Genomic DNA, 16,126 nt, shown 5'->3' on the forward strand with positions numbered 1-16,126 from the left:
ACCTAAAACTATTCTGAACCGATGAATTTAGCGAAGTGGGCGCGTTCGGTTGAACCCATCCAACTGTTGATTTCCCAAAGCTCACCGACTGGTTCATTGCTGAACGGGGTGTGGTGGAGGTAGCCGTCCGGACCAAACTCGGGCGTCAGGGTCGTGCGGCTGTAACCCCGGGCCCGCTGCGAAGCCCAAACCTGTTCCCAGTGGTTCTGATGGAAGGTCAAGGCGGCTGCGTACTCGGGGGCCGCCGGGTGCGGAACTTGCGGCCCCTGATCGTAGCCCACCCTGGCTTGTATGTGATGGACCCTGGAGATGAAGTCACTCAAGTCATCGCTGGCATGATCCAGCAGGCGCTCGCACACCACGACCCAGTGGCTGATGTCGGTAGTGAACAACAGCTGCGGAACCTGCCTGGCCACCTCCAATGTGACCCACGGCGAGTAAAGCGACCGCGACCTATGGGTTTCGAAGCTACACAGATGGCCGCTGGCACGGGCAATCTCCAGTGCACGTCCGAAAAAGTCGATCTGCTGTGGCAGTGACCAACGATCATTGCCTGCCAATACGTTGATGAAGCGTGGATCGAACTGATCGACCCACCCAAGTTTCTTGCGCAAGTCTTCCAGATGAAGGTCGGGGCTGCCGTTCTGATCGGGCAGCACGTCATAGGCGGTGAACAGAATGGGAATATAGGGTATTTGCTCACTGGACAGGAGACGTGCAGCGCTCAAGCGCTCTTCAGGTGTAGCAGGCAGGCGCGCTTCCACACCATCGAAACCTTTGACGCGCAACTCCTGGATGGCGGTTCGCCAATCTCCCTGGTAGCCCCAAAGCGTGCGAAAAATATCGAGTTCCATCATGCTACCTTTGGTCGTACTTGTGGAAATGTCTTGCAAGCGAGATGATCACCTGGCTTGAGGCCGTCACCTTTGATCGGTGGGGCGAGGTCGCTTTTCACATCAATGATCCGCACGTCATCCCCAGCCCAGCACGTGGACAACACGCGCCGCGAATGTGGCAGCGGGTTACCTGTCGAAGCGTGAAGCGTCCGACAATGGAATATCAGGCAGTCGCCCGGTTGCAGTTCCCAGGACAGAATCGTGTGTTCGTCTCGAGTGGCGTCCATGTCCGGAACGGGCAAGCGGGCATCTCGAGTGCCGTCGAATGTGCTTTCCTTATCGAAGGGCACGGCTTCGAATACCGGTGATCGCAGGTGTGAGCCCTTGGCGAACTCGAGGGTGTTTGCCACGGATACCGGATCGAGCGGGGACCAGATGGTCAGGGCCTGATTGCCCTCGAAACACCAGTAAGATTGATCCTGGTGCCATGGAGTCGCCTTGTTGCTCTCAGGACTTTTGACCAGCAGGAAGTCGTGATAGAAGGTCACGCTGCTGGACTTCATCAGTGTGCCAGCGATATCCGCCAGCGGTCCTTGAAAGGCGAATTCCTCGAATACCTTGTGGCGCTGCCAGAGCATCACATCACCAAAGAATGACCCAGCCTGGCCGGGCTCTCCGAACTTGAAATGGTCGGGCCCCGGGTTTTCGCATGCGTGGCTGACGGCCCCTTCGAGACGCTCCAGCCAAACGCTGTCTATGGCGCCGCGCAGACACACCACGCCATCAGCCTGGAAGGCCTGGAGTACTGAAGGATCGCTAGGACTATAGGATGGGTAAGTATTCAATCTGCGGGCCTCCGGTTGAATAAAAGTCAATGCCTGGACGAAGAAATCCATCCAATGCCCGCAATCTCGCACGTGACGAGACGCAAAAAAAACGATATTTTTTCTTCATTAATTATAGTTTTCCTCACGAAGGCCCAAGACTATGCGTAGGTTGTTACCTCCACTCAATCCACTGCGAACGTTCGAAGCGCTCGCGCGGCTAGGCAGTATCGGTGCAGCAGCTCACGAGCTGAGCGTTACCCATGGCGCGGTGAGTCATCAGGTACGGACGCTTGAAGAGAGTCTCGGCACGCACCTTTTTCATCGAGATAAGAGAAGCTTGCGGCTGACCCAGGCCGGGCAGCTCTATTCGCAGAATGTCAGGCAGGCGCTGAACCTGATTGCCGAGAGCACGCTGAAATTGAGCATTCCTTCCGGGGAAGGTCGTTTGTACGTGACATGTCCACCCACGCTGGCAACGTGCTGGCTTGCCAAGGAGCTCCGGGATTTCCGGCGCCAGTTCCCAGATATCCGCCTCAATATCAAGCCCCAGAACCTTGACCACCAGAACATTTCTGGTGCCAGCTATGACGTAGCGATCATTTATGGCAATGGCGACTGGGGGGATCGATCAGTCAGACGGCTCACTGCCATAGAAATGTACCCGGTGTGCAATCCCAGGTTCTTTTCCGATGGAGAATCCCCTCGGCAGGTGTCGGACTTCCGAGGCGAGTGGCTGCTGCATGAGGACGACGGCGGAAACTGGAAGCGCTGGCTGGCGTCGGTGGGTGTAAGGGTCGAAGGTTTCGCCGACGGGACGTATCTGTGGGGTGCACACCTGGCTATCGAGGCGGCGGCCAGCGGACTGGGCATTGCCGTGGGTGACGACATCGTGTGCGCCAATTATTTCCAACAGGGACGCCTGGTGCGCCTTTTTGACACCAGCGTGCCCGCGCCTGGTGCGTACTATACGGTCTGCGAAGCCAATAGAGTGGACGAACCCATGATTGCCCTGTTCATCAACTGGCTGGAAGGCCGCATGCACGATGCATGGCTAAGATGAGCGGGAGCTGGCCCATTACTTGCTTAATAAAATTTATGACTTTATATAGGAAATGTAGTTGCACGCCCCATATATTGAAAAAAACTATACTATCACCCCTAAAATACTCGATTGAAATTTGCTCTCGTTAGTCAATAATTCTAGTCATTAGTCCCGCGTTACCCAACGGCGGCCCCAGTGAGTAGTGATGCCTGAATGAACATTAAGCAAAGCCTCCAAGCCACAGGGATCGGCAAGCGATATGGCAACTTCGTAGCTCTCGATGACATCCATCTGGAGATCCAGGAAGGGGAGTTCCTGACCCTTTTGGGTCCGTCTGGGTCTGGCAAGACAACTTTCTTGATGATCCTGGCAGGCTTTCTCGTACCTGATGCCGGGCAGTTGATTCGCGCGGGCCAGGATGTGATTCGGGTGCCGCCCGAGAAGCGCAATTTCGGGATGGTTTTCCAGGGGTATGCTCTGTTCCCTCACATGACCGTCGCTGAAAATATCGATTTCCCACTCAAGTTACGCGGGATGAAGCCTGTTGAGCGCCAGCGTAAGGTCACTCGAATACTCGATGTCGTCGGCCTTGGCGCCCATAAAAGCAAGAAGCCGGCCCAGCTCTCGGGTGGCCAGCAACAGCGCGTGGCGATCGCCAGAGCCTTGGTCTTCGAACCCGAGCTTCTGCTATTGGACGAGCCGCTCTCCGCATTGGATAAAAACCTGCGCGAGCAGCTTCAGAGTGAATTGCAAAGGATTCACCGCGAGGTTGGCACTAGCTTCGTATTTGTCACGCATGATCAAAGCGAGGCACTTGCGCTGTCCACCCGTATCGCCATTTTCAATCAGGGGCGCCTGGAGCAAGCGAGCTCACCACGGGATATCTATGAGCGCCCCATAAGCCGCTTCGTGGCCGAATTCATCGGCAAGACCAACACCTTCGACTTCAGCAACGCGTTGCGCGAAGGCAACGCCTATGCGAAAAAAGTCGGCGATCATTGGCTCAGGGTTGAAAGCAACCGGATCTATACCGAGGATCATCTGGTGCTGGCCGTTCGCCCAGAGCATTTGATCGTTGACGATGCTCCTCGTAACGATCTGTCGTTCAACTCCTTACACGTCACCGTTCACGAACTTGTCTACCAAGGCCCGACCACGCTGATGAACTTGCGGGCGCTGGACGGTACTGAGCTGCAAATCTCCGTTCCCAGTCACAACGTCCTGTCAAGCGACTCGGCAGGGCATTCGCTCTACGTAAGCTGGCCGATCAGTGCCGGCACTGTGTTGCCTTATTAATCTGCCCTCATCAAGCCATTTTTCGTCTGGAAAAAACTTATGAATAATCACCACCAGCGTGACTGTATCGAGGTTCTGGTTGAAAAGGCGCAGCGCGGAGAAATCAATCGTCGTAGCTTCATAAAAGCCATGGGGGTGCTGGCAGCAGTTCCACTGGCGATACGCGGAAATATTTCCTGGGGAACAGGCAACCCTCTGATTCTGGTGAACTGGGGTGGCGACGCGATCAATGCCTACAAGAAAGCATTTACCGATAGCTTCACCAAGGAAACCGGCATCGACATCAGAATCGACGGCAGTGGTCCAACTGAGGGCGCTATTCGTACTCAGGCCTCCAGCGGCAACCCGAGCTGGGACCTGGTAGACGCGGAGCCTTACACCTCGGAAACATTGGGCCGGGAGGGTATTTTGATGCCAATCGACTACATGGTAGTCGACAAGAACTTAGTGGGGTCTGGCCTAGCTAACAAATATGGCGTTGCAGGCTATCAATACAGCTATGTCATTGCCTGGGACAGTGAGAAGTTTGGTACACGGGGGCCAGCCACTTGGGCTGACTTTTTCAATATTGAAAAATTTCCAGGTAAGCGCACGCTCTACAAGTGGATGAACGGCGTGCTTGAGGCGGCCTTAATCGCCGACGGTATCAAGGCTGACAAGCTGTACCCATTGGATGTGGCCAGAGCATTGCGCAAGCTCGACGAACTGCACCCCCATGTATTGGCTTACTGGAGTTCTGGCGCTGAGAGTCAGCAATTGATGGTTGAAGGAGAAGTCAGTGTGGGGGCCATCTGGAATACCCGTGCCTTGCTGATCAACGAAGATTCCGAAGACCGTATCAAATGGAGCTACGACAACGCTTTTATCACTCCGAGTAGCTGGTCTGTACTCAAGCATGATGACATCGACAGAACACCCGCTATGCAATTCATCAACTCGGCTTTGGCGCCTCAGAAGCAAGTGGAGCTTTTAAAGTTGATGGGTAACGGCACCACCAATCCTCAATGCGCTGAATTGCTCTCGGCCGAGTGGCTGGCCAAGGATTGCGGCTCACCGGAAAACTTGGCCAAGCAAGTCAGGCTCGATATTGAGTGGTACGTTGATAACTATGGTACGACGCTGGACCAATACCTAGGCAGGATCGGGAACTGATGAACAAACCAGTCCGCGCAAATAAGGGAATTGGCTGGCTGTTCTGGCCGGTTCCGCTATTAATAGTCGCCTTTTACCTGATCCCCTTTCTGGGTGTCGTCACGTGGAGTGTGTCGATGCCCGAGATCGGGCTGGACAACTACGCTCGCATCGCCGTGGACGCCAACATCCGCGATGTGATCTTTAGAACCCTCAGGATCTGCCTACTGGTTAGCATAATTGCGACGGTACTTGGCTATCTACTGGCGTATACATGGGTGTTCAGCAATAAACGGTGGCGTTTTTTTGTGGAGATCGGAGTGTTCCTGCCGTTCTGGCTTTCAGTCTTGGTGCGCACCTTTGGCTGGCTGATTGCCTTAAAAAGCAACGGTCCACTCAACGATTTATTGATGATGACCGGCATAATAAACGGCCCCCTGCAGTTAACCAGAAACGAGCTGGGCGTGATGATCGGGACCGTTCACTTCCTGATACCGTTTGCATTCTTCCCCTTGCTGCAAGCCCTGCAGAGGGTTGATCAGCGCATTGTTCTCGCTGCTCGGGGGCTGGGGGCGGGCCGCCTACGTACGTTCTGGCAAGTGTTCTTTCCACAGACCATCAGTGGTGTCCTTGGGGCCTTCATCATGGTGTTTGTGTTTGCAGTCGGCTTTTTCATCATTCCCGTCCTGCTGGGCGGTGGCCAGACGGTCATGATCGCTGAATACATCTTCCTGCAGATGTTCCAGACCTCGAACTGGGGCTTGGGTGCCGCGTTGAGTATTGTAGTACTGCTGGTGGTGGGATTCTTGTCCTGGATACTGATCAAGTACGTCAAGGTCGGCTCAGTGCTCAGTGGGGGAAAATGATGTGAGCAGTTATAATAGCTCCGGGCAAACCAAGATCCTGGCAGTCCTCACGATTGTCTTCATGCTGTTTCCTCTGGCGGTGGTGATCCCGGTTTCCTTTACCAGCAAGCGTTTCCTGTCCATGCCGGACGGCAACTGGTCGCTCAGGCATTATCAGGCCCTGGTTAGTGATGAGCAATGGCTTCACAGTATTGGTCAGAGCCTTCTCATCGGACTATTGACGTGTGTACTGGCGAGCTTACTCGTACTGGCGTTCAGCTTGAGCATTTGGTACATGCGCTCCAAGTTGGCGACCGTGGGCATTGGAATTGCCATGCTACCCATGATCATGCCACCAGTGATCTCTGCCATGATCCTTTACTACATGGAGACGGCGATGTCTTCCGTCCATAACGGATTTGGCTATGATTCGATCTTTGGCGTAACACTTGCCCACGTCATCATGGTGTTGCCATTCGGCGTAATCACCATGATGGTCTCTCTTGGGCAACTGGATCGGCGGGTCGAGATGGCTGCCAGGAACCTGGGAGCCTCGCTGTGGCAAACCATTGGTTACGTCATACTACCCAACTTGAAGTTTGGTATAGCGGCAACAGCGCTGCTTAGCTTCGCTCTGAGTTGGGAAGAGGTGGCCGTAACGCTGTTTATCACCAGCGTGGACGTGGTAACGCTGCCCAAGCAGATCTGGGGAGGTTTGAGGGATAACGTCAACCCCAGCGTGGCTGCGCTGTCGGTCATCCTGATCTCGATTACCTTTTTGATTCTGGTGACAAAGAGCGTGGTACAGGCACGCTACGAGCGAGGCGCGGACAAATGACGACCGTTGTGGTGCTCTCCAATGATAGCGAGGTGGTCGATGAGTTGCTTGAAGCTTTTTCAGCATTGTGTCCCGATCTGCTAGCGGTAGCCGCAGATGATCCTCGCTCTGTCGAGGCTCAAGTCGCTGCCTGCTGGTATCCGCCCACAGGTTATGTAGAAAGGTTTCCCAGCCTGCGGTTGATCCATTCCGTCAGTGCAGGGGTGGAGCACCTTGGCTTGGAGCACGTTTCTAGCCGTGCCCATGTCTGTAGAATCGTTGACCCGGATCAGCGTCAGGGCATGATTGAATATGTGAGATGGGCGGTACTGCAACACCATCGAGGCTTCGGCAAGGTCATGCAACAGCAGAGCGCCCGGATGTGGAAGACTCCCCCGCAAGTCCTAGCTAGAGACTACGCTATCGGCGTGATGGGGCTAGGTACGCTAGGCAGCGCAGTTGCTGTGGATATGGCTGCAGCCGGGTACGCGGTCCGTGGCTGGTCTCGGCAGTTGAAGCATTTGCCCGAAGTACGCTGCTTTGCGGGGCGTGCCGGGTTGGCGAAGTTTCTCGACGGGCTCAATTGTGTAATCAATCTACTGCCGCTGACTTCTGAAACCCAGCAGATCCTCAACCAGCAAACCTTAGGTTTAGTCAGCAATAAAGCCACAGTTATCAACTGTGGTCGAGGTGCTCACATCGAGTACGTGGCGCTGGCCGAAGCGCTGCTCAGTGGAAAGCTGGACAGTGCGGTGCTTGATGTCTTCGAGGTGGAGCCATTGCCCAAGAACAGCCCGCTTTGGTACTGCCCTGGCATCACGATCACCCCACATATGGCCTCCGCAGCGTCCAACGTGAGCGTCGTTCACCAGGTGGCGGACAACGTTGTACGCCTGACTGAAGGGCGGCCACTACTTAATCAAGTAGATCTGGAGAGAGGGTACTGACGGCAGGAATGCTGTCAAGGTTTCGAGAGGCGACAATGGCCAGGAAAGCCCTGCGGTTTTGCGTCACAATTCCGGCTGTAATGATTGACTCCGATAGTACTAACTCCATACAGGCGTATACTGCTGCTTCGCTGACATCCTCACCGATACGCTTGAGTGCGCAGCCACATTAGCTGTGAGTGTTGCCCGGTTCGTGATGGATCCGCGTGCGCGGAAAGTTTGCCGTTAAAGCAGTGCATTTGGGATTTTGATTTTTCTCGGCGGGAGCCAACACTGTTTGCAAGGCTTGAAGATATGCTTCAAGCGCCGGGATGTCGATATCGATCACGTCATAGAGCAAGCTGGTCTGCTTAGGGCTCATTTGCTCGCTGCGCTTGGCAAATCTCAACAGCACCGAACGCCTGGTATGCCGCGATCAACTTTCGAGGCGACAAAACATCAGCCCTATGTCGATGCGCTATCTATCTGTGGCCTGCGTTCTCAGAGCAATGATCCCTAATCCCTGACAGCCGAAAGCTTCACCTGCTCTGTGTATTCCGCCATGACACACCCCAATGGTGACGTCCAACTTAGGGGTAGAAGATCAAAATACGCGGGTACAATTGCCCTTACTAGCAAGGCTTGGACGTTGTATTCACTGGCAGCTCGCCCATGAGTGGCCGCGCCGCATTACTGAATGGACTCCAATGATGATGGAGACGTTGTTCGCCTTGTCGAACCTGTGCTAGCACGCCGACACTAGTCGACGAACACGGAGGTAGTGCATGTATCATGCGCAAAATGGTTGCTGCAAAGGGTCGCATTAGGGGTGGCAGTTGCCCCCCCACGCACAGATCCGTACTTGCGGAACTACCGCATACGGCTCCTGCCTCAAGTATGTGGCGCGAAGCGATCCTCAGGGTAAGGATGTGCATTTCTGAGTCTAGGTATGTAGAGGTCGGCAAAGCGTCCGTAGCGTGACCATTGAAGCCTATTACGCTGGCTGCGCCGTTTGAGGGCTTGCCGCCATAGACGGCAGACCGCTGAACGAAAACCACCAAGACGTATCAGGTTTCCCGGCACCGCATGGTAATGGAAGTAACCCCTGACCACCCGATCAAGCCATTGCCCATGAGCCCGTATGGGCTCATGACGTCGGCGCTTCAGCTCATCCCGAATAGCCAGCAGCATCGCACGCATTCGCTTCTTGATCGTCAGTCGCAGTATTTGAAAACCACCGCTTCTGTTGGTACTACAACAGTGCGTGAAGCCAAGGGCGATTTAGGGGTCGCGGTAGGGACGGCAGTTACCTGCCGCCCCCCGCACAGATCCGTACGTGCGGAACTACCGCATACGGCTCCTGCCTCGGGTGTGTGACGCGAAGCGATCCTCAGGGTAAGGATGTGCATTTCTGAGTCTAGGTATGTAGAGGTCAGCAAGGCGTCCGTAGCGTGACCATTGAAGCCGATTACGCTGGCTGCGACGTTTGAGGGCTTGCCGCCATAGACGGCATACCGCCAGACGAAAACCACCCAGACGTATCAGATTTCCCGGCACCGCGTGGTAGTTGAAGTAACCACTCACCACCCGAGTGAGCCATTGCCCTTGAGCCCGGATGGGTTCATGCCGCCGGCGTTTCAGCTCATCCCGAATAGCCAGCAGCGTCGCACGCATTCGCTTCTTGACCGTCAGCCGCAGTATTTGGAACCCACCACTTCTGTTGCTACTACAGCAGTGTGTGAAGCCCAGGAAATCAAACGTCTCCGGTTTTCCTAAACCTCGCTTCCTACGATTTCTCGCAGCAAAACGACCAAACTCAATTAGCCGTGTCTTCGAGGCGTTGAGGGATAAACCGAACCTGGCCAGGCGTTCCTGCAACTGCACCAGAAACTGCTGAGCCTGCCATTGCGTCCTGAAACCCACCACGCTGTCGTCCGCATAGCGCACAACGATCACATCGCCACGGGCATGCCGCTGGCGCCACTGCCTTGCCCATAGATCCAGCACGTAGTGAAGATAGATATTCGCCAGTAACGGCGATATCACTGCGCCTTGGGGCGTCCCCTTGGTCGCAGCTACTCTACGGCCACCCTCCATAACACCCGCCTTAAGCCATTTGCAGATAAGTCCGAGCATCCGCCGGTCTGCAATCCGGTTCCCCAGAAACATCAGCATCCATTCATGGTCGATCTCATCAAAGAACGACGTGATATCCGCATCCAATATCCAGTTCACCTTCTGGCCCTTGAGCGCGACCGTCAGCGCATCCAGAGCATCGTGCTGGCTACGTCCCGGCCGAAACCCATACGAGAATCCTAGAAAGTCTTCTTCATAGATCGTATTCAAAACGGTAACAACCGCCTGCTGTACGATCTTGTCCTCAAGAGAGGCAATGCCCAGCGGACGCTGCCTGCCGTCGGCTTTGGGGATATAGACCCGCCGCGACGGCGTTGCCCGATAGGCTCCACTGTGAAGCCTTCCGTGCAAATCGGTCACCCGCTGAAGAAGACCTTCCTCATATTCTCGCCACGACATACCATCCACGCCCACCGCCGCATCGCGGCGAAGCGCATAAAAGCTCTGCGCCAATAATTGCGGGGTGATGTGGTGCAGCAATGCCGTGAACTGCAAGCCCTTGTTCCTTCGGGCGGCTTCACGTACACCTTCAAGTCCCATCAACGCGCAACTGATCCGGCTCAGTGTCCGGGACGCGGGGGGCATGTCAGTATTTCCCTTGGCTACGTCCCTTTCCTCCACTATCTCCGCCGGGCCAGGCCCTTTGTTCGATGGCTTCTCAGGTACTACGGACGTATCCGACTTCTCAGCGACGTGGACAGCAGGGTTACGGCTTTTGGCCTTTCCTGCTCCGCCCGATGCTTGCGCACCGGGCACCGCTGAGATCTCCCAGTTTCTGTGCGAAGGACTTCCCGACGTGCACAGGGTCTCCGACCGCGCGGGATCAGAGCATGACTGGCGTATAACGCCATGCTCCGTATTGCCTTCTGCTTCGGTTAACAGCATCGGCATCCCGAATTCCTGATTACGCGGCTCAATGGCTGGCCCATCGGTTTCCCCTGTCAACGCTTCACCCTGCACCTCACGGTGCAACATGCATGACTCGGGGTCTGGTTGATTCGCCATTTCTTACCAGTATCGAACTTTCATCGACTATCCTCCGCCAGCTTTAACTGGCGCACTAACCGTCCGGGCAACACACCTTCCTGACACTCTCGCTTGAGGCGACGGTGTCCACCTAAATTGCGCCGTTAGCGCCAACTCGCTGCCATGGCAAACCGAGCAGCAGCGCTTGAAGTTGTTCAGCGTCGAGCCCGACTTCCAAGCCGCGATGAGCGCCAGGCCAGTGAAACTTGCCTTGGTTCAAACGCCTCGCGGCAAGCCAGATGCCCACGCCATCGTGCACCAGCACCTTCATCCGGTTGGCCCGGCGGTTGGCGAACAGATAAGCGCAGTGCGGCTTCGCCGCACCGAACACAGCGACCACGCGGGCCAACGCAGTTTCGGTGCCGGCGCGCATGTCCATGGGCTCGGTGGCTAGCCAGATGGCGTCGATGCGTATCATTGCGAGAGGCTGCGGATAAAACGTGCGCAGCCGTCCGGGTCGGAGATGGGCCATTTGACCGTGATGGATTTATCGGCCAGCGACAGTGCGATGACCACGGCCTCATCAGCTTGCCGTTTAGGCATCGGTTGCAGCGGTACAAACGCGGGAAGTGGCGCGACAGGTTTATCACGGTAAATCGGCAGCCACTTGCGAATCACGTTGGCATTGATGCCGTGGCTGATGGCGACGCTGGAAACTGAGGCACCGGGTTTCAGGCATTCCTGCACGACCTGGGCCTTGAAGGGTTTGGGATAGGAGCTTCGTTGGCGCATGGAAATCCTGGCGATAAGGGTGATCGCGTCCGCTTAAAAATAGGCGGACACCATCGCCCTTAATTCCGGATTTCTGAAGGTGTGTTCGCTGGCCGCTTACCTAAGAGTCATAAATGGATCAGCACAACCATGCTAAGATTTACATAAGGTGAGCGGAGTAGGCCCCATGCCACCGCACCCCTTAATTTCATTGGATTCCCTAAAACAAGGATGATGTGGAGGGCCATAGAGATACAGAATGATGCTTGGGTTTCATCTCAATGAGGCTGTTGACGCTTAGGCAGTTTGGCCCAGCTAGCTCGGGAAGGATTAAGCAAGGGGACTAAATGAGCAGAATCAAAGACTATCGTCTGCCTTCTATAGATGCCCTACTGGCATTCGAAGCTGCCGTGCAAAAGAAGAGTTTTGATAGCGCGGCTGAGTCACTATCGGTAACCAGTAGCGCGCTCAGAAAGAGAATATCGGGGTTAGAGCAACGTCTCGGTGTCTCACTGTTTAATCGCAGCGGCGGTACCCTCACAATTACCCCCCACGGCCAAGCATACCTTGAGCAGATCATACCAATATTAGAACAACTGCTCGCAATACCAATGCATAGCCGGTTGACCCAGCGGAAGCAACGACTCAGCATTTCCAGCCCCCCTACGTTCGCTCGTCAGATTCTAGTTCCTCGCCTTTCAGAATACAGTGCGACACATCCGCATATAGATCTACAACTTGAACTTTCAGCACCTCTAGCGTGCAGCATCCGTGGGCCTTGGGATATCAACATCAGTGGCGACAGCGCGAGTGTGGCGCCAGAATACCGGCTTCTGAATGAGCGATTGCAGCCCCTCGCGTCACCAGATTTGCTGAACACACTCAAACCTCTGCATTTTCCTGACGATATTTCTCGAATCCCTCTGCTACGTTCACCACTGGAGCCTTGGCGACCTTGGTTCAATGAGGCCAGTCTGGATCTGCCAGAACCTAATGAGGGAACTCTATTGCTCGACCTAGGCATCATGTTGGAAGCAGCAGCGAATGGCCTAGGGGTCGTCCTTGCTCGGCCATCCTTCGCTCGACCGTGGCTGACCGACGGGCGGTTGGTCCCTGTGGGTAAGATTCGTAGTGCCCCATCCTTTCACTATGAAGTGAGTGTGTACCGCCCCTCAAAAGCCGCCAGCGAATTTGTCGTCTGGCTAAAGAAAATTTGTTACGACGCGGTTTCGAGCGCGGAGATGCAATTGGTGCATTAGCTATAACGGTCTCGGTAGGGAAGGTAATTACCTGACCCCACACAGATCCGCACGTCGAAATGGGGAAGAACTATTCACCCAAAGCACGACTGACTTAGGTACCCAAACTGGCGGCAAGGATAAGGAAGGTGCCATAAGCTTATCAGATGCCCTCAACAGTCTCGTCAAAGATAATACACAGCACGCCACCTTAATTCGTAAATTAGGTTCCGCCTGGCTGCATAGTCGCGAAAGACTTTGGGGTATTCTCGATTTCAACAAACAAGAACTGACTAAACACGCCGATGAAAAACGCGCTAGTTTTGTCGAGCAGATAGTCAAGCATTTGTCAGTCCTACTCCGAGAGGAAGATGACCGGGTCGGCGCGGTATTCGATATTGACTTAGTAGAGGACGCGGTTGGCTGGGGGCTGGACGAATTGCCTGAAGCCCCATCAAAGGAAAGAAGGGCTAAGGGCGAGATAGGAATGCCACTTTCTATTAACGCTCTTATGGCAACATTGGATGCCATCGACTTATTAACTGCTTTACAGCTGACAGAGCAACAAAAACTGGTGCTTATTGAGAAGCTCAAATCTTTTTTAATGGCGCTATTTCAGGTACTCGATGCCGAGGGGAAAAAACGTAACAATGACATCCACCGAAAAATGGTGTCAGCTATGGCAATTGAGGGCGCAGATTTTCCCTGGGAAGATCGTTATAGCAAATTCAAAGAGCTACTCGACTCAAGCGCAACGAACCTAAAGATCTATGTGCACCCAGATCGCAAAGTTTTATTACAACCCTTGATGAAAAGGGCAGAACTTGTGATGGCCGATTATGAGGAATGGATTGTATCAAGCGGCCAGTCAATTATTTTAAGTACAGAGGAGAGAGATCCAGAACAGCTTTTTTCTTCTCCCGGACCCTCCTCCCACCTCAGTCGCATCGAACATGAATCCGGTAATCTGCTAAAGCTTCAGCTAGATCATGCGGTCAAGTGGCAGCAGATCAACACAGAGATTTGGAAAGCCATTAGTGACAATGAAGACGAGATCCTCACCTTAGCGAAACTTAATAACATTATCAGAGACGGTGAATGGAGCCAAACCGACGTATTTGCAGTGGTTGGCTTATTAGCCTCACCCAATATTATGCTCTTAGACATGAAATTGCGCTCCAATGACGGAGTTGAAATTCCAGCCGAAGAGGTAGCAAACAAGTTATCTTCGTGGTGGAAAAACAAAACAATGCCTGAGTCTGAGTGGGAGAATTGGGCCTCAAAAATTGATGTCTTTTGGTGTCCACGAATGGCACGGGCGAATATTCAATGAGTTCAGGAAATGGATCTCTTTACGACTTAACGGACCAGCTTCGACAGCAGTCCCCCGAACATCTAGACTTGTTCGCCTCCCTCAGCGATGAAGAATTTCAGGCTGCATTTGACTCACTACTTAATAAGTCGCTAGCTGGAATGGAAGAAAGCAAGTCTCTTTTCCAAACACTTAATGAACCCGCTCTTTCGACAATATTACGGCTAGCGATAATGGTGCCCGGACTATCTGTCAGCTTGGAGCAACACTCAAACGGCCATGCAGATCTAACATTTGAATCCTATCGCTTGGGAATCTCACGTAGAATCTTAGGAGAAGCCAAAGTTTACGACGGTCCGCAATACCATATAGGCGGTGTAAAACAGCTTCTGGGGTACATGACCGGACGAGAAATACGAGGCCTAATGGTTGTCTATATGCGAAAGGAGAACGGGTCTGTCCTGATGAACAAGGTCCGAGCCGTAATGAATTCTGAGCTGCCATCAAAACAAGTGGGTCCAACAACAGCACACACACTAAAATGGGCTTTTGATTCGTCTCATACGCATGCATGCGGGGACAACGTTCGCGTGAGCCATGTTGCCTGCACTCTTTATGTTGCCGAAACTTAATCTACTAAGCCCGCAGACAGATGCTAGTGTTAGTCAGAAGCCCTATGTGCACGGTGTGGCCCGGCAATTTTATTCTGCGCCACACGGTCCCTAGCTTCACCTAGTCTCCCGTGACCAAAAGCAACTGGGTGAGTTCGTGGGGGGCGGGGAATACGATAATATCCCACGCCATGCATATCATCGGTACATCCGATGCGGTGGGCTATTGCCCATTATAGTTGCGAAATGTATCGGTTGGCTAAGGCACAATAGGGTGGAAGTGTCGCGCAGTATTCCATTTGGTATTCCAATCAAAAATATGTTACGAGATAAATCTTATAAATCAATAGGTTAAAGGCCATATTCAAATTACCCCGGCCCACCACTTTTACATCTAAAGACGTCCATGGGCGTCTTTTTTTGTGTCTGGAATCCAATCACTCGCCAGCGAAATAATCGCTATCGATGTGCTTCACCTCATACACCTGCTTAACGCTCACGCCCAGGTTGTGCTCTACCATCAATCGCGCCAGCTCAACACCGTCGATCAATACCACTTTGATATCCAACCCCAGCGCTGCAGTGCGGGCACCCTCGGAGAACTCTGAGGTGGTGATGAACACGCCCTTACGGGCACGCTGGCGAGTCAGTGCGCCGATGAACTTGTCGATCTCTGGACGATGTACCGTATTGGCCCAGCGCTTGGCCTGTAGATAGATCACGTCGAGGCCGAGCTTGTCTTCTTTGATGATGCCGTCGATACCGTCATCATTGGTCGCTTGGGTCGCCTTACCCGCCTCTTTACGCGAGCCGCCGTAACCCATAGCAATCATGAGATCGACTACCAACTGCTCAAAGAAGCTGGGAGTACCTAGCCGGACTTGCGTCAGCAGCTCATCTGCCAGGGACTGCATCAGGGCTTGATGGGCATCGGCCAACTGCTCGTCTGGCGTGGTTTCAGCAACACCAACGTTCAGTGGGGAGGGAGCGTCAACTGGTTGCGGTTTGGCCGTGTGGAAGTCTGCAAACTCGGGGAACTGCTTCAACCAGCTCACCGTGATGCGCTGCGGACCATTGCTCAAAGCATCGAGACCACGCGGGGTAATTTGCACCATGCCCTTGGTTGGAATGCACAGCAGGCCAGCCTTATTCAAATAGGTGCGAGCCCAGCCCACTCGATTGTTGATCACCGTCTGATGACCAGAAGGTAGGCGCTCTTTGCGTTCATCCTCGGTCAGTTGAAACTGATCAGCCACCCGCTCGCGCAGCTCATTGAGCGGCAGCGACGCACCGTTCTGCACGGTGCTCAGCACCGGACGCATCACACTTTGAAAGTCCGGAATTGCCACTATGACTCCTTAATCTTACAGGC

Annotated in this window: 14 protein-coding genes and 1 pseudogene; 8 read left to right on the plus strand and 7 right to left on the minus strand. The window is 53.9% G+C overall.

The window, feature by feature from the left end; translation table 11 throughout:
- Positions 1 to 8: 8 nt before the first annotated feature.
- Together DK871_RS03405 and DK871_RS03410 are read right to left on the minus strand one after the other, a co-directional pair.
- Positions 9 to 854 (minus strand): sugar phosphate isomerase/epimerase, encoded by an 846-nt coding sequence (locus tag DK871_RS03405; RefSeq protein ID WP_161903973.1) that lies wholly within the window; start codon positions 852 to 854, stop codon positions 9 to 11.
- Positions 854 to 1,732 (minus strand): phytanoyl-CoA dioxygenase family protein, encoded by an 879-nt coding sequence (locus DK871_RS03410; RefSeq protein ID WP_161903974.1) that lies wholly within the window; start codon positions 1,730 to 1,732, stop codon positions 854 to 856. The genes DK871_RS03405 and DK871_RS03410 overlap by 1 nt, the downstream gene beginning before the upstream one ends.
- Before the next feature lie 91 nt (positions 1,733 to 1,823).
- Between DK871_RS03410 and DK871_RS03415 the strand changes: the two genes are divergently transcribed.
- The 6 genes from DK871_RS03415 (at position 1,824) to DK871_RS03440 (ending at position 7,741) form a co-directional block, all read left to right on the plus strand.
- Positions 1,824 to 2,723, plus strand: a complete 900-nt coding sequence (locus tag DK871_RS03415) for a LysR substrate-binding domain-containing protein (protein WP_161903975.1) — start codon at positions 1,824 to 1,826, stop codon at positions 2,721 to 2,723.
- A gap of 195 nt (positions 2,724 to 2,918) precedes the next feature.
- Entirely contained in the window at positions 2,919 to 4,001 is a 1,083-nt protein-coding gene (locus DK871_RS03420) for an ABC transporter ATP-binding protein (RefSeq protein WP_161903976.1), read from the plus strand.
- Between the two features lie 39 nt (positions 4,002 to 4,040).
- Positions 4,041 to 5,153 carry an ABC transporter substrate-binding protein gene (locus tag DK871_RS03425; RefSeq protein WP_161903977.1) on the plus strand — a complete coding sequence of 371 codons (1,113 nt, stop codon included), beginning with the start codon at positions 4,041 to 4,043 and terminating at the stop codon, positions 5,151 to 5,153.
- The gene (locus tag DK871_RS03430) at positions 5,153 to 5,998 is read left to right on the plus strand and encodes an ABC transporter permease (protein WP_161903978.1); all 846 of its coding nucleotides are present in this window, start codon (positions 5,153 to 5,155) and stop codon (positions 5,996 to 5,998) included. The genes DK871_RS03425 and DK871_RS03430 overlap by 1 nt, the downstream gene beginning before the upstream one ends.
- A gap of 1 nt (position 5,999) precedes the next feature.
- A complete protein-coding gene (locus DK871_RS03435) occupies positions 6,000 to 6,815 on the plus strand; it encodes an ABC transporter permease (RefSeq protein WP_161903979.1) in 816 nt (271 codons plus the stop codon).
- Entirely contained in the window at positions 6,812 to 7,741 is a 930-nt protein-coding gene (locus DK871_RS03440; RefSeq protein WP_161903980.1) for a glyoxylate/hydroxypyruvate reductase A, read from the plus strand. Before DK871_RS03435 ends, DK871_RS03440 begins: the two co-directional genes overlap by 4 nt.
- Positions 7,742 to 7,913: 172 nt before the next feature.
- On the opposite strand, the pseudogene DK871_RS03445 reads toward DK871_RS03440, so the two are convergent.
- From DK871_RS03445 to DK871_RS03465, 4 genes and pseudogenes are all read right to left on the minus strand, one after another.
- Positions 7,914 to 8,129, minus strand: a pseudogene (locus DK871_RS03445) (IS66 family transposase); the annotation flags it as partial.
- Positions 8,130 to 9,064: 935 nt separating this feature from the next.
- Positions 9,065 to 10,831, minus strand: a complete 1,767-nt coding sequence (ltrA, locus tag DK871_RS03455; protein ID WP_375139723.1) for a group II intron reverse transcriptase/maturase — start codon at positions 10,829 to 10,831, stop codon at positions 9,065 to 9,067.
- Between the two features lie 142 nt (positions 10,832 to 10,973).
- Positions 10,974 to 11,300 carry an IS66 family insertion sequence element accessory protein TnpB gene (gene tnpB / locus DK871_RS28920; RefSeq protein ID WP_161903983.1) on the minus strand — a complete coding sequence of 109 codons (327 nt, stop codon included), beginning with the start codon at positions 11,298 to 11,300 and terminating at the stop codon, positions 10,974 to 10,976.
- Positions 11,297 to 11,614, minus strand: coding sequence for a transposase (locus DK871_RS03465; protein WP_161903984.1), 318 nt, complete (start codon positions 11,612 to 11,614; stop codon positions 11,297 to 11,299). Before DK871_RS03465 ends, tnpB begins: the two co-directional genes overlap by 4 nt.
- A gap of 326 nt (positions 11,615 to 11,940) precedes the next feature.
- Between DK871_RS03465 and DK871_RS03470 the strand changes: the two genes are divergently transcribed.
- Both DK871_RS03470 and DK871_RS03475 read left to right on the plus strand, forming a co-directional pair.
- A complete protein-coding gene (locus DK871_RS03470) occupies positions 11,941 to 12,852 on the plus strand; it encodes a LysR substrate-binding domain-containing protein (RefSeq protein WP_161903985.1) in 912 nt (303 codons plus the stop codon).
- A gap of 325 nt (positions 12,853 to 13,177) precedes the next feature.
- Entirely contained in the window at positions 13,178 to 14,164 is a 987-nt protein-coding gene (locus tag DK871_RS03475; RefSeq protein ID WP_161903986.1) for a hypothetical protein, read from the plus strand.
- 1,027 nt (positions 14,165 to 15,191) lie between these two features.
- Here DK871_RS03475 and DK871_RS03480 read toward each other — a convergent pair.
- Entirely contained in the window at positions 15,192 to 16,103 is a 912-nt protein-coding gene (locus DK871_RS03480; protein ID WP_161903987.1) for a restriction endonuclease, read from the minus strand.
- Positions 16,104 to 16,126: the final 23 nt, after the last annotated feature.

It is taken from the genome of Pseudomonas sp. L13 (genome assembly GCF_009935965.1).
Taxonomy (GTDB): domain Bacteria; phylum Pseudomonadota; class Gammaproteobacteria; order Pseudomonadales; family Pseudomonadaceae; genus Aquipseudomonas; species Aquipseudomonas lactis.